At 53.9% G+C, this 14,430-nt stretch carries 11 protein-coding genes and 3 pseudogenes; 5 read left to right on the top strand and 9 right to left on the bottom strand.

The annotated features are described in order from the left end of the window. Window positions 1-9: 9 nt before the first annotated feature. The 3 genes from acnA to ACA027_RS08670 are packed head-to-tail and all read left to right on the top strand — an operon-like array spanning window position 10 to window position 4,574. Window positions 10-2,673 (top strand): aconitate hydratase AcnA, encoded by a 2,664-nt coding sequence (gene acnA / locus ACA027_RS08680; RefSeq protein WP_370681972.1) that lies wholly within the window; start codon window positions 10-12, stop codon window positions 2,671-2,673. Then, entirely contained in the window at window positions 2,670-3,410 is a 741-nt protein-coding gene (locus ACA027_RS08675; protein WP_370681971.1) for a thioesterase II family protein, read from the top strand. The genes acnA and ACA027_RS08675 overlap by 4 nt, the downstream gene beginning before the upstream one ends. A 9-nt stretch (window positions 3,411-3,419) precedes the next feature. Continuing rightward, complete coding sequence (locus ACA027_RS08670; protein ID WP_370681970.1) at window positions 3,420-4,574, top strand: thioester reductase domain-containing protein; 1,155 nt, start codon at window positions 3,420-3,422, stop codon at window positions 4,572-4,574. Between the two features lie 204 nt (window positions 4,575-4,778). On the opposite strand, the gene ACA027_RS08665 is transcribed toward ACA027_RS08670, so the two are convergent. The 3 genes from ACA027_RS08665 to ACA027_RS08655 form a co-directional block, all read right to left on the bottom strand. After that, window positions 4,779-6,008 carry a phage/plasmid replication protein, II/X family gene (locus tag ACA027_RS08665; protein ID WP_370681969.1) on the bottom strand — a complete coding sequence of 410 codons (1,230 nt, stop codon included), beginning with the start codon at window positions 6,006-6,008 and terminating at the stop codon, window positions 4,779-4,781. 142 nt (window positions 6,009-6,150) lie between these two features. Next, on the bottom strand, window positions 6,151-7,938 hold the full coding sequence (locus tag ACA027_RS08660) for a DUF927 domain-containing protein (protein WP_370681968.1): 1,788 nt from the start codon (window positions 7,936-7,938) through the stop codon (window positions 6,151-6,153). After that, the gene (locus ACA027_RS08655) at window positions 7,935-8,153 is read right to left on the bottom strand and encodes a helix-turn-helix transcriptional regulator (RefSeq protein ID WP_370681967.1); all 219 of its coding nucleotides are present in this window, start codon (window positions 8,151-8,153) and stop codon (window positions 7,935-7,937) included. The genes ACA027_RS08660 and ACA027_RS08655 overlap by 4 nt, the downstream gene beginning before the upstream one ends. Window positions 8,154-8,422: 269 nt before the next feature. Here ACA027_RS08655 and ACA027_RS08650 point away from each other — a divergent pair. Continuing rightward, a pseudogene (locus ACA027_RS08650) lies at window positions 8,423-8,557 on the top strand (transposase); the annotation flags it as partial. A 41-nt stretch (window positions 8,558-8,598) separates the two neighbouring features. Then, window positions 8,599-9,366 (top strand): annotated as a pseudogene (locus ACA027_RS08645) (IS30 family transposase); the annotation flags it as partial. A gap of 11 nt (window positions 9,367-9,377) precedes the next feature. Here ACA027_RS08645 and ACA027_RS08640 read toward each other — a convergent pair. From ACA027_RS08640 to ACA027_RS08615, 6 genes and pseudogenes are all read right to left on the bottom strand, one after another. Continuing rightward, window positions 9,378-9,511: pseudogene (locus ACA027_RS08640) on the bottom strand (transposase); the annotation flags it as partial. A 126-nt stretch (window positions 9,512-9,637) separates the two neighbouring features. Then, window positions 9,638-10,408, bottom strand: coding sequence for a hypothetical protein (locus tag ACA027_RS08635; protein WP_370681966.1), 771 nt, complete (start codon window positions 10,406-10,408; stop codon window positions 9,638-9,640). 117 nt (window positions 10,409-10,525) lie between these two features. Then, window positions 10,526-11,758, bottom strand: coding sequence for a tyrosine-type recombinase/integrase (locus tag ACA027_RS08630; protein WP_370681965.1), 1,233 nt, complete (start codon window positions 11,756-11,758; stop codon window positions 10,526-10,528). 210 nt (window positions 11,759-11,968) lie between these two features. Continuing rightward, window positions 11,969-13,585: a glutamine-hydrolyzing GMP synthase gene (guaA, locus tag ACA027_RS08625; protein ID WP_370681964.1), complete on the bottom strand. Its 1,617-nt coding sequence runs from the start codon at window positions 13,583-13,585 to the stop codon at window positions 11,969-11,971. A gap of 41 nt (window positions 13,586-13,626) precedes the next feature. Next, complete coding sequence (locus tag ACA027_RS08620; RefSeq protein WP_370681963.1) at window positions 13,627-14,067, bottom strand: type II toxin-antitoxin system VapC family toxin; 441 nt, start codon at window positions 14,065-14,067, stop codon at window positions 13,627-13,629. After that, window positions 14,064-14,324, bottom strand: coding sequence for a type II toxin-antitoxin system Phd/YefM family antitoxin (locus ACA027_RS08615; protein WP_370681962.1), 261 nt, complete (start codon window positions 14,322-14,324; stop codon window positions 14,064-14,066). Before ACA027_RS08615 ends, ACA027_RS08620 begins: the two co-directional genes overlap by 4 nt. Window positions 14,325-14,430: the final 106 nt, after the last annotated feature.

The raw sequence follows: 14,430 nt of genomic DNA, 5'->3' as shown, positions 1-14,430 counted from the left end.
GACTGTCACATGCAACGCAGAAAGCGCCATAAACCAGTAATCCGACCGACCACTGGGGTGCCGGAGATTTTTGAGATAGGCCAATATGGTGACATCTCGCACCTTCCATTCACACTGCGCATTCTGCTTGAGAACATTCTGCGCAATGCCTCCCGCATCACACACGCAGCCGAGCTGATCGAGGCAATCCTTGCATGGCCGGAACCCGAGAGCCATCGAATGGAGATGCCTTTCTATCCTTCGAGAATTCTCATGCAGGATTTTCTTGGTGTCGCAGCACTGGTGGACATGGCCGCCATGCGTGACGTCATCCGGGAATGCGGTGGTGACCCCAATCTTGTGCAGCCGGCGATACCCATCGAGCTTGTGGTTGACCATTCGGTGCAGGTCGATCACGCAGGAGAATCAGATGCGGAAGAAAGGAACCTAGCAAAGGAGTATGAGCGCAACGGAGAACGCTACGAGTTCTTGCGTTGGTGCCAGGACGCATTCGATGATGTGAGGATCATCCCGCCTGGTAAGGGCATAGTTCATCAAATCAATCTCGAATATCTGGCGCGCGTCGTCTGCGAGCAGCAGTTGGAGGACGGGCAATGCATTGCCTTTCCCGACACCGTCATAGGAACAGATTCGCACACCCCCATGGTCAATGCGCTCGGCGTCCTTGGATGGGGCGTTGGCGGAATTGAGGCTGAGGCTGCGTTGCTGGGGTTGCCGGTGCCTATGAGCATTCCCAGAGTTGTAGGCATCCGGCTGACTGGCAGCCCGCAGGCCAGCGTCACTGCAACCGATATCGTTCTCACTATCGTCGAGAGGCTTCGTCAGATAGATGTGGTTGAGAGTTTCGTCGAATTCATTGGGCCTGCCGTTTCGAAGCTTTCCGTATTCGATCGCGCCACTATCTCAAACATGGCCCCCGAATATGGGGCTACTACGGGGTTCTTTCCAATCGATGAGCAAACGCTGCATTTTCTGCACCTGACGGGGCGCACGCCCGAAGATGTGACAAGGGTTGAGAGCTACGCGAGAAGACAGGCGCTCTTCTATGATGCACAAGGCAAACAGCCATGCTACTCGCAAGAGCTTGAGATTGATCTATCGGTCATTGTTCCTTGCGTGGCAGGACCCGCGAAACCCCACGACCGAGTGCCTCTGGAATCCGCTGGAGCGGTCTTCGGGGAGGCATTGAGAAAGGCAACGGAAAGTGGATCGACCAAGGCAGACAATAGCCACGACACAGCGCCTACCTTGATGGAAGGTGCCGTGGTGATCGCCGCCATTACCTCATGTACCAACACCTCGAATCCGGCCTCGATGATTAGCGCGGGGCTGCTCGCGAAAAACGCAGTAGCACGCGGCTTGACAACCAAGCCCTGGGTCAAGACATCCCTTGCACCTGGATCGCGCGTGGTCGAGGACTATCTTGGCCGAGCGGGATTGATTGATCCATTGGAGCAACTCGGTTTTCACGTCGTAGGGTACGGTTGCACTACTTGCATCGGAAATTCAGGCGCGCTCAACGAGCAGGTCGCCGCACAGGTCAAGGCGCGGAATCTGGCGGTATGCGCGGTGCTATCGGGAAACAGGAACTACGAGGGACGCATTCACGACGACGTGTGCATGAACGTGCTCGCCTCGCCCGCCCTAGTGATTGCCTACGCGCTGGCCGGGCGGATCGATTTTGACATCGCAAATGCCTCGCTCGGTACAACGCCCGGAGGGGAGCCCGTATATCTGCGAGACATCTGGCCTGAGCGCACGGATGTGGAGAAAGCCATTGCCGCACACGTCAACGCTGATCGCTATAGAACCATTTATGCGTCGGTGTTGGAAGGCGGCGAGCGCTGGGATACCCTCGCGCAGATTCGCAGTCCGTTATTCCACTGGCCCGATGACTCTACATACATTCAAAGGCCTCCATATGTCGTGCGTCCCAAGCAACTGTACGATGATGTGATTTCGATCCAGGATTCGCGCGTGCTTGCGATACTGGGTGATGCCGTCAATACTGACCTGATCGCACCTGCGGGAGCCATTCCGGTGGATAGCCCCGCCGGGAAATACCTCCTCGCCCGAGGTATTCGTCCGGAGAATTTCAACTCCTACGGATCGCGCCGTGGTAACTCCGACATCTCTGTGCGGTGCATCCTTTCGAGCCAACGGATCAGGAACAAACTCATCGCTTCAGGAGAAGGTGGAATGACGATCCACCATCCAACGGGGCATATTCTTCCCATCTTCGATGCGGCGATGCGATATGTGGAAAGCGATACACCCCTGGTAATTCTCGCAGGGAAGCAGTACGGCGCTGGATCGTCCAGAGATTGGGCTGCAAAGGGACTGGCAATGCTGGGAGTTAGGGCCGTAGTCGCGGAGAGCTTTGAGCGCATTCATCGGGCCAACCTTGTCGGCATGGGTGTGCTTCCGCTGGAACTCTCCGAAGGACGGTCTTTGTCGTCTCTCGGCTTGCGTGGAGATGAAGTCCTGGCCATTCACTGCCCGATGGTGGTCAAGGGAAGTGGCACCGTTCAGGCGATTGGTGATGATCGGACATTGGAGTTTCAGGTGACCGTCCGCATCGACACGGAGCAAGAACTTTCCTATTTGTGTAGCGGCGGAATCCTTCCCTATGTGGTAGGAGGGTTTCTCAAGCGCTCCGAAAGTCCGCAATGATCGTCTGTCCTCGGCCCCTCCCAAGTGCAGCGGTGCGCCTGTTCTGCTTTCCATATGCAGGAGGAGGCGCAAGCTGCTATCGCCAGGTACTGGCATCGCTGCCTGGCGACTTCGAGCTGTGCGGCATTGAGCTGCCCGGTCGGCAGGCGAGGCTGCAGGACAGGCATCCGACGGACTTCGCTATGTTAGTTACAGAAGTGGACGAAGCGATTCGGCCCTGGCTTGACCGGCCATTCGCGTTCTTTGGCCATAGCATGGGAGGGTGGATGTCTTATGCGCTAGCGTGCCGGCTGTATGAGTACAGAGAAGGCCCTCTACCTTGCGCGCTGATCGTCTCGGGCTGCCGTGCACCCAGTGTGCCTTTTCGGCCACCTCTTCTTCATCTTACCGACGATGCTGGTCTCTATCAACGGCTAATGGCCAATGGTATCGACGAACTCGGCATGCCAACGGAACTGTTCGAACTGATCAAGCCCGCCATTCGAGGTGATCTTGCACTCCTCGAAACGTGGTCATGGCCCTCTCTGATCCGACTCTCTATTCCCATTCATGTCTTCGGTGGGATTGATGACAAGGACGTGGATTTCGCGGCGCTGGACGGCTGGCGCGCGATGACCTCGGAGGCATTCACGCTAGACCGACTACCTGGCCGCCATTTCTTCATACATGAGAACCCGGTGCTTTTCTCGCAGTTGCTTTGCCGGCGCGTGTTGCAAATCCAGACCCCTTCAATGTGAAAGGTTCCCATGCCTGCTGAAGAGTTGAACGCTGCGCGTTCGTTGGAGAGAACAGTTTTGATAACTGGAGCCACCGGCTTCGTCGGAGCTCACCTTCTTGTCGAACTGGCAAAAATCGCAGGCATCGGGCGTATCTACGTTCTGCTGCGCCGAAGCGGTCGCCAGCTCGATCTTGAATCGAAGCTCGCCCTAAGCTTTAACCGGTTCGAGCTTGTACCGCTACAGCCTTCACCCAGAATCGTGATAGTCGAGGCCGACTTGGCGCTGCCTACACTGGGACTGTCAACAGCAACGCAAAGCATGTTGGCCAACGAGGTCGATACCATTTATCACGTTGGCGCGCAAGTCAACCATCTCTTGCCCTATTCAGAGCTCCGCACCTCCAACGTCGAAAGCACGGCACAACTCGCTCGGTTAAGTTTGCAGGGGCGCCCCAAGGTGCTTAATTTCGTCTCCACCCTAGGGGCAGCGGCCCGCCGGACACCCCAGGGTTTGCTGGCCGAGGACTTCCCAGATGACACGCCACTCGAAAGCAGCATGGGGTACTTTCAGTCGAAGTGGGCATCAGAGCGGCTTCTTGCCCGTGTTCACGCAAGCGGATACCCAGCGAACATCTTTCGGCTGGGCCGGATTACCGGGCACAGTGTCACAGGCGTTTCGTTGCACCAGGACAATCAGCTCTTCATGCTGATCAAGGGATGTATCCAGCTAGGTGCCGCTCCGATGATGGAGCGTCTTATCAACATGACACCAGTAGACACCATCTCACGCCTGATGGCGGCCCCTGAGTTCTTGGGCACAGGTGGGCAAGTATTCAACGCTTTCAACGGCGCAGAACTCGTCTCGTGGAGAGAGATCATCGACTGGCTCGCTGCACAAGGCTACGTCATGGAGCAGATGCCGTTTTCCTCATGGCAACGCAGGCTGGACGCAATTGCCGAGGACAACGCAATCTACAAGTTCCTTCCGCTCTATCGAAAGGACGATGCGGAGCATCGCGTGCTGAGCTCTGCCATCAACATCGACCAGTATGAAAGCAAATTCGCCATGAGAGCTATGAGCCGTAACGGCATCGCCTATGAGAAGCGCAAGGGCGAGTTGCTGACCACCTATTTCGAGTACCTCTGGCGATCGGGTTTCCTTACTCATCCTGCGGAACGGTGAAATTTAGAAGTGGTCCCGGTTTTTTGAACAGTTGGCGAAGCGAGATTTCTTCCCGTAAAAAAGCCTGAGATCAGGCCAAACCTAGAGAAATCGATGACCATCAAATCAAGACGCAAACACAGTGCTAATAAGGACTCCTATTGGAATGGAAATAGGAGGCTTTGAACTATCTAAAAAACTCTGGTCGATTCACTATGACAGCCGCTAGCCGTGGTGCTTGTGAGCACTCTGAACCAACAGCTCCCACTTTTCCTCGTAGGTTTTAAAGCCCAGCCCACGCTCAAACAGCTGGCGAATAGTTGTGAATGCTGCAGCTTGCTGCGTAGGGCTCCGAGCCAGCTCAATGTCCAAGCCTGTTGCCGTTTTGACCTTTTTACGGGCATCGCGATAGGCATCCTTGGAAACACCACGGCTAAAGGCTAGAACATCACCCAAAAGCCAAAGCCGAAGCTTGTTTTGCATGGCTGGGGACAGCAGATTGATACCGTTGGTGTCTGGCAGCACACCCTCCGCTTGCTTCAGCTTGTAGAGCCAAGGCAACAGCTGCTTTTTGGCTACGTCTTCGTTCCACGCCATTGGTGACGACAACTTGAGACGTGCCAACTCCTTGCCACGCAGTGTCAGTTCAAAGCGCACCAGTCGATCAGCAACCTTGGTCAAGTATTCGCACCCATGAACATGAGCCGGGATTGCACGCCCCTTCTTCTTCAACTCAATACCCTTGCGATACCACTTGAGGGTGCGGCGTTTCGAGCCCTGACCTATGTAGCCTGTTTCCAAGCCATACAAGCTCACATCACCAGCGTTGCTGACGATGTATTCACGCAGCGCGATCATCAAGGCTTGAGCGTAGTCCGAAGATCCGCAGTCAACATGCACTGTCACATCAACACGCGTGAGTGCGTACTGGCCGCGGCCAATAGCTGCACGCTCCTCCGGCGAGGGAACAAAGCCTAAGAGCTTGAATGCTTTCTTGATAGCAGCAAGAGCTCCCGCGTGCACGTCCAAGTGGCCTACGATGTTTTGCCCTGTTAGAAATTTGGGTACGCTGAACTCCAGCAACAACGCCTGGCAGTTTTCTTGGCTAAACATTTGAACGCACGCACCAGTATCTGGGCATTTGATGAGGAACTTGTAGCCATCCTGCTTGACGTTGGCATTGTTCAGCGCAAGTTCTTGCAAGGGTGGGTGAAGTACCCGCACCTTGACCTTGACCGTATCAATTAGGAATGAGTGAAACGGCTTCCACACTTTGACTTTAGCTTTAACGTTGGTGCTAGATTCCAACTGGGCATCTAAGTTGGGGCTGAAATCCACGTCCACCAGTGTCGTAATACGCTTGAACTCTGCAAGTGCAGCACTACAAGCTTTCGCCATCCAACGTTCACGCAAAGTCAATGGTGCTGCACCACGAGCTACGTTATTGAGGTTCATTTGTAATATCCAGGGGCTTGAGCAGGCTGATGTCATGTATTACAGCCAGCCATGAATTGGTTGATGCGTACTGCCACGCTGTCGTGCTAAATGCTTGTGACGTTGTGACAACGTGACAGCAAGAGCTCGTTAACGTGCAAATTCAGACGAATCGAATGCGGCCAAAAACCGCATAAAAGCGTTTGCGCTCTGATTCACCGCTCATGCTGGGAACACGCTTCTGATACTGATAGCCAGCACCTTTGGTGCATTTCAGAAAACCCGCAGTCGAGAGCGCGCGAGCGGCAGCTTCGGTTCCATACTTCTGACCAACGAGCTGCTCAAAAACAGAAGGTAAGAACAAAAATTCCGCATCCTCGCCGTGACCAACGCGATACCCATAGATGCGGGAGTGCTCTGGTGAGTGGAACTGCGCCAGAGGAGGAAACTTGCTCGCGTTCTGGTCAATACATGCACGTACAGTTGCCACTACTTGCTCAGCAACGCTGTGACTGCCATGAATGTTGCGTTTCAAGTGCTCTTCAAGCACCAGCCGAACTGCCGAAATGATGGCTTTGCGATCAATGTCCAGCAATCCGAAGCGCCGCGCCAACATCCCCGCGCAGCACCAAGCAGCCATACCCTGCACCAGGCGAGCAGTAACCGGGTTGTTGACAGGTAGCCCTTCCAACAACTCTTCCTCAAATTGAGCAAGGTTTTTTCCAAGCCAGCTGCGAATGTTGGATGCATTTGTAGCCACGCTATGCACCCAAGCGTCCCAAACTGCACCATACACACGAGACGTAGCAAGTTTCATGTGCTCAGCGAACTGCTTGGCCGTCATGTTGTCGGGCAGGACATGGAAGGTGCCATGTGGGGCCTGAATGTGCACTTCGAGCAAGCGAGCCGCAATGCCCTCGTTGACCTTGACCCGTACTCCCGACGTAATTTCGGCCACAGTGCTTTCGTTGGCGGCTACCAGCGCGGCACGAATGGCACCACGCTGAACAACTTTCTGAGCACCTGAGCTGACCTTGCGATTCGCGCCGTTCTCAATGTCGAAAACCAGCTTGATCAAATCGGAAGGAACATCGGCTTGGCGAAGCTCATCCATGAACGCTGGCGCATCCGAATGTTCACGCAACTTGAGCTCAATACCTTTGGTGGTTCCCGCAAAGGTCTCAATAGTCTTGCCAGAGCTGATAAGCGACTGCCCAACACGCAGCAGTGTTGTTTTGCCTTGGCTGCTGGGGCCAACAAACATGAGCACCAATTTCGGCAAAGCGAATGCTTGGCTCAGCAAGGCAGCCAAGCCAGCTAGCACGGCAATCAGCATGTATGGGTTACGAACAACGTGCACCCCAACTTCTGACATCCAGTCGTTTTGCGTTCCGGATGCAGGCGGATAGGCAGCAACCTCCTTGGAAACGAGCAGCGCGATAGGTGGAGACTCTTCACCAAACATATGGATCTTGTCGCGCCACACGAAAAATTCGATGACCTTGCCGCCATAGTCCACCCGATGGTAACCATCACGGTCAGCGATGTAAGCGGGTCGATGGTGGTGAGGCTGACGGATCAGCGCAGCAAGCTCATTACCGCCCTTTCGAGATTGGAACGGGCTCAAGTCCGCGTCCACCGCAAGCGCCGTAACCTCTTCCAAATTTCCATTGCTCATCTTCTTCAAGTCAATTGGGCTCAGCACGGTTTCAGCGGCTTCGTTTACTGACTCGACAGCAAGGTGGCCGGTTCGCTTGCCGAATTCATCGACAACACGAAAGACTGCTTTGATGGCCTTAGGCAGAGGGGACGGAGCATGCTCCTCGTCGAGGTTCAACGGTTCTTTGGCACGTTTATCCTGCTTCACCGGAGAAGGAATGTCCTGCTGCGGGTTTTGTGCTGTGGCAGCAGTGTGCAGCGTGGGGCTGCTATGAGCCTTTTTGCGCTTCATGCTGCCCCACCGATCTGCTCGTCACGCTCAGAGATGCGCGCTTTGATGTATGCCTCAACCTCGCTCAGGGGCCAAGCGACCATGCGGCTGCCGACTTTGACACCTGGTTTGAACTCACCCTTAGAGATCCGAAGATATAAAGTCGAGTTGGACCAACCGGTCATCTCCAGAACTTTGCACTTGCGAATCAGTGCCTCTTGAAATTGTTGTGCCATTTAAGCCTCCTTGAAAGAACTATTGAAGTTGGTTCAATGAGTCCCGTCGAACCCATCAGCATCCGGATGGGTTCAATTTTGGAGGCGCGACATCCCTGAATTTCTAACCCATGACTAACCCATCAAAACTGATGATGAGTCGAGTTGACGGGTCACGGATGATTGCGTATGGAGCTGTTGTTGTAGTCCCCTCGAATTTCTGAGACTGAATCGACCAGAGTTTGGTAGATAGTTCAAAGCCTCCTATTTCCGTTTCAATAGGAGTCCTTATGAGCAGTCAACGTTACCCCGAAGAATTCAGGATTGCAGCCGCCAAGCAAATCCCGGAACACGGCCACAGCGTGGCCGATGTCTCTCGCCGCTTGGGGGTGAGCGCACATAGCCTGTACAAATGGGTTCGCCAGCAGCAGATGCCAGTCAGTCCGACTGAAGTACGCCTTCATCGCCATGCATCAAGCATCCTGCACTGGCACAGATCGTGGCCACGCAATTGCAAAGCCAGTGGTCGCCTGAGCAAATCGCAGGATGGCTCAAGCGGACATACCCAGGTGAAAAGGATTGGCAGGTGTCGCACGAAGCCATCTACCGCACGTTGTTCGTTCAAGCGCGTGGGGCCTTGAAGAAGGAGTTGCTGACGCACTTGCGCCGGACCAGAAGGATGCGCCGCTCGCGCCACTGCACCCAGAAAACGCCCATCCATGGCCGCATCGTGGATGCAGTGCCCATCAGCGAGCGGCCCGTGTGCATCGAGGACCGGGCAGTGCCGGGCCACTGATGCTGTTCGGTGGCGCACATAGCCGATCGCCACCTTGGTGAAGCGGCACACGCGCTACGTGATGCTGGTCAAGCTGGCGGACAAAGACTCGTATACCGTCGCAGCAGCGTTGGCCAGGCATGCCCGCATCTTGCCGCAAGAACTCTACCGATTCTTGACGTGGGACCGAGGCTCGGAGATGGCAGGCCACAAGCGCTTCACCACTGACACAAACATCCAGGTCTACTTCTGTGACCCACAGAACCCTTGGCAGCGCGGCACCAACGAGAACACCAATGGGCTGCTGCGGCAGTACCTGCCCAAGAGCATGGATGTGTCTTGCTACTCGTAGCAGGAGTTGGATACGATTGCGAGAAAATTGAATGAGCGCCCAGGAAGCCTCTGGGATTCAGGACACCAACGGAGATGTTCAACGAATGTGTTGCATCGACCGGTTGAACCCGCACCGAGAACTGGCTCTTCCATTTGTAGTACGTCGGCTCGCTCACGCCAAGCTTTCTGCATGTGTCGCCAACCTTGCCCCCATCTCAACCTCTTTAAGGATGCTGACTATCTGCGCTTCGCTGAATCTGGATTTCTTCATGTAGAGACTCCGTTGGTTTGCGAATTCTCTACTTCCCGCTGGCTCAGGTTCTCAAGGGGACTACATGCGTCCAGTTAGTGGTCTTTTAACGTTTTTTGCTGCCACTTTATACCCCCTCATCTTCCATTATTTTTTTTCTTTTAGTTCCCAGTATGCCTTAAAGCATTTTTCTACAAGATTTTCAATGGCATGCTGCCCGAATCCATGAACTTTTTCAAACCCGACCTCTTCTATATCGTCAAGCCAATTAAAAATCAAATCCATGTCTAAAGATTTAATTTTCCAATCAATGCCATGATTAGCACATGAAATGATATAAAGCATAGCCTGCAGCCTTTTTATTTCCTTTGTTGCATTGGCCTTATCTTGCCTATTGGCTGCAGATTCTTTGGCTTCATTCTCACCAGAGCTAAAATAATAATTTTTCTTCTCTTTGTCAGCCTTGGATGCAAGATAAAGTCTTCGCTCCTTTTGTTTTTTATGGATTAGCTCCAACCCTTCCGGAAAAGAACTCTTTCCGTATCTATTCCAAAGAAATTCAATAGCACTAATGACATCGACTTGTGTATTTCTTAAATCTATTTTCGTTTTTTCTTTTTTCCCCGTTTTTATGGAATTTACTCCCAAGTGCGGGTCGTAGTACACAAAATCACCTAATTGATTTCGATCAGACTGCAGCACCTTACTCATTTCACGAGTCCGCTCAAAATAATCAGACCTCCATTTTTTGTCTATGGATTTTTTCTCCTTGACTACCGGAAGTATTGGTGCAACATCGCCAGCCATTGCAGAGATCTCCCACAATGATCTAATCGAGACGATACATTCCATCGCCCAATCTGGAGGCGGAATGCTTTTATTATTTTCATTGAAATCAGAAAGAGTAAATTCCCTCATTTAATTTCCTCACATTATATTTTAAATTTATTCTTAAAAATTTAATGCCTCTATTCTTGAATTTTTTACCAAATCACCCAATTGACGCTCATAAATAAAACAATCAACAATATCTGCCTAAGCTTGAAGCATTACTCTTCTTTGATGCGAATACTCAGCCTTGTTATAAGTACTTCTCACGCTATTTTCTTCATGGGCTAAACACTTCTCAATCCAGTCCCTGTTGAACCCAAACTCATTCAGCAGTGATGACGCTGTTCTTCGCAAGTCATGCACTGTAAAGCTCTCTAATTCATTCCCAAGTTCATTTGCTTTTTTGACAGCGATATCGATTACTCTATTTAATGTTGCATTGCTCAGAGGAACTGATGAGTCGTATCTTCCAGGATGAATATATTTAGAAGCTGAAAAGCAAGCCCGAAAACTCACCAATATATCAAGTGCTTGGTCACTCAAGTAAACGACGTGTGGCCTTGATGCTTTCATCCGCTCTTTGGGGATTATCCAGGCGGAATTATCAAAATCGATCTCATCCCAAGTTGCATCTATAAACTCTCCTTTTCTAACCATAGTTAAAAGAATAAATTTAATCGCTAATCTTAGGGTTGGGGTAGTCCCAATTTTTTCTAGACTTTCAAAAAATATTTTTATTTCATTGGGACTTAGTGCACGATCACGAGGCTTAAAGCTCGCAATATCGCTTGGCCTAATATCAGCTGCTGGGTTGCCGACTTGAAGCGTTTTATCTTTGGATAGTGCAAATCGGTACACAAGCAACGTGATTTCACGAACTTGCACAGCAGGAGCTGGAGCACCATTCTTTTTAATTTTTTCACAAAGCTGCATCAACAATGCAGGTGTGATTTCTTCCAACTTCAGTTTGCCAAACGCTGGTAACAAGTGCCGGGTGTATACAGACCGCCGCATAGCCAGCGTTGAGTCCGCAAGCTTTGCACCATTGTTCGGATCTGCCTTGTCCTCAAAGTAGCGTTCAGCCCAAGAAGCGAAGGTCAGAGCATTGATGGCTTCCTGCTTGGTAAGTGCCTTGGTTTTGGCTGGTGACTGGCCACGCTCAACATACCGTCGCGCTACCGTCAGCAGTGATCTGGCTTCAGCTAACGATACCGTCATCCCAAACTCAAGCTGATCTGGGCTTCTAGGGTGTTTAGCCCCTGCAGTGTCGTCGTACTTACCAATAGTGAGTGTTTCTCGTCGGCCATTGAGGCGGTAGTCATAGCGAAATGACTTCGTGCCAGCAGTAGTCACCATGACATACATACCATCACGATCCGAGATTTTGTAGGCTTTTTCTCTAGGGCGCAGGCTGCGTAGTTCGGTGTCAGTAAGCATTTTGATTAGGCTTTCGTTGATACCGTCACAGGGAGGTGTCGGTATGGGAAAGCAACGTTCCGAAATGTTACAGCTTTACCGTCAGGCGTACCGCATGAATTTACGGCTATTGTTGTATTTTATGGGTTGTCCTTGGACGAACAACCCATGATTCCTTATAGGGAATCAGCAGTTTCCAGAACGCTACCGTACGTTGCTGGAAACTTTAAATTATTCCCACTCAATGGTTGCAGGCGGCTTGGTCGAGACGTCGTAGGTCACGCGGTTGATGCCACGCACTTCGTTGATGATGCGGCCGGAGACCTTCTTCAGCAGACCATAAGGCAGCTCGGCCCAGTCGGCTGTCATGAAGTCGCTGGTCTGCACGGCGCGTAGGGCCACGACGTAGTCGTAGGTGCGGCCGTCGCCCATCACGCCCACGCTCTTGACGGGCAGGAAGACGGTGAAGGCCTGACTGGTCAGGTCATACCAGCTCTTGCCGCTGGCCTCGTCGATCCAGTTGTTCAACTCTTCGATGAAGATGGCATCGGCGCGGCGCAGCAGGTCGGCGTATTCCTTTTTCACCTCGCCCAGAATGCGCACACCCAGGCCGGGACCAGGGAAGGGATGGCGGTAGACCATGCCACGGGGCAGGCCCAGGGCCACACCCAGCTCGCGCACCTCGTCCTTGAACAGGTCACGCAGCGGCTCCAGCAGCTTCAGGCCCAACTGCTCGGGCAGACCGCCCACATTGTGGTGGCTCTTGATGGTGACGGCCTTTTTGCTCTTGGCACCGCCGGACTCGATCACGTCGGGGTAAATGGTGCCCTGGGCCAGGAAGGTCGCACCCTTGCTGCCGGCCGTGGCGGCCTTGAGTTTGGCGGCTTCGGCCTTGAACACATCGACAAACAGTCCGCCGATGATCTTGCGCTTGGCTTCTGGCTCGGACACACCGGCCAGCTTGCCCAGGAACAGCTCGGAGGCATCCACGCGGATGACCTTGGCATGCAGCTTGCCTTCAAACATCTCCATGACTGCATCGCCTTCGTTCAGGCGCAGCAGACCATGGTCCACAAACACGCAGGTCAGCTGGTCGCCGATGGCGCGGTGGATCAGGGCCGCAGCGACGGAAGAATCCACGCCGCCGGACAGGCCCAGGATCACCTCTTCGTCACCCACCTGCTCGCGGATCTTGGCCACGGCTTCTGCGATGTAGTCGCCCATGATCCAGTCGGCCTGGGTGCCACAGATGTCCAGCACAAAGCGGTTCAGCAGGGCCTGGCCTTGCACGGTGTGCGTGACTTCGGGGTGGAACTGCACGGCGTAGTAGCGACGTGCTTCGTCGGCCATGCCGGCGATGGGGCAGGACGGTGTGGAGGCCATGACCTTGAAGCCCGGGGGCAGCTCGGTGACCTTGTCGCCATGGCTCATCCAGACCTTGAGCATGCCGTGGCCTTCGGGCGTGACAAAGTCCTCAATGCCCTTGAGCAGCGCGGTATGGCCATGGGCGCGGACTTCGGCGTAACCGAATTCGCGGCTGTTGCTGCCTTCGACCTTGCCGCCCAGCTGGGTGGCCATGGTCTGCATGCCGTAGCAAATGCCCAGCACGGGAATGCCCAGCTCGAACACGGCATCGGGCGCGCGGTCGTCCACCTCATAAACGCTGGCGTGGCTGCCGGACAGGATCACGCCCTTCAGCTTGCCGTCGGCGGCGAATTCGCGCACCCAGTCGCTGCTCACATCGCAGGGGTGGACTTCGCAGTAGACATGGGCTTCGCGCACGCGGCGGGCAATCAGCTGGGTGACTTGGGAGCCGAAGTCCAGAATGAGAATCTTGTCGTGTTGCATGGTGGTCAAGGGCAAGAAGGGTAGGAGAAAAAGGGAGACGTTCAGAAATCTTCGGGCGCCAAGAGCTGCACACCGCTTTTGCGGGCGGCGGCGATCTGGGCAGCATCGAATGTGGCAAGCGGCAGGCGCAGCGACTGCGCCAACCACAGGTAGGCTGCGTCGTAAATGGGCAGGCCCGTGTCCTGCGCCACATCCAGCACGGCCTTGTGTTGTGCGGGCGCCAGCTCATGCAGCTCCACACGGTGGCGTATGGCCTCCAGCACGCCCCACAGGCCTTCCACACTGGCGCGCGGAATACGGCCCTGGTTCACACCCGAGGCGATCAGATTGCCACATTCCCACTGCCAGAGATTGGGGGCTTGCGGGTCGACCTCATCGCGGCGTATGCGGGTGTAGAGGCGCTGGGTATGGCTGCTGGCGTTGTCTGGCAACAACCAGGCTGCGGTGACCGAGGCATCGAGCACAAAAGCTGCGGCGCTCATGCCTGGCTCCTTCCGCAGTGGCGCAGGCTTGCTACGGAATCCATAGCTTCTGCAGCCCGTATGGTGGACTGCAGCGCCGCAATATGCGCCAACTCCTGGGCAATCTGCTCGTCAGTGATCACCGGCTTGCGGCGCATGGGCAGCATGCGCACCACTTCCTTGCCGTGGCGGGTGATGCGCACTTCCTCGCCCTGCTCGACCAATTCGATCAGGGCAGAGAAACGGGTCTTGGCTTCGTAGATACCGACGGATTGCATGGGAAGAGACTGCGGAAAAAGAAAAATCTGGCCTGAAATTTAATTCAGGTCAGATTTTAACATTCAGACCAGAAGATCGCAATCTGGTCTGCAAAGAAGGGAGCGT

Source organism: Comamonas sp. GB3 AK4-5, from assembly GCF_041320665.1.
Classification (GTDB): Bacteria; Pseudomonadota; Gammaproteobacteria; order Burkholderiales; family Burkholderiaceae_C; genus Comamonas.
The sequence above is the reverse complement of the archived record's forward strand: the minus strand, read 5'-3'. Positions and strand labels throughout refer to the sequence as shown.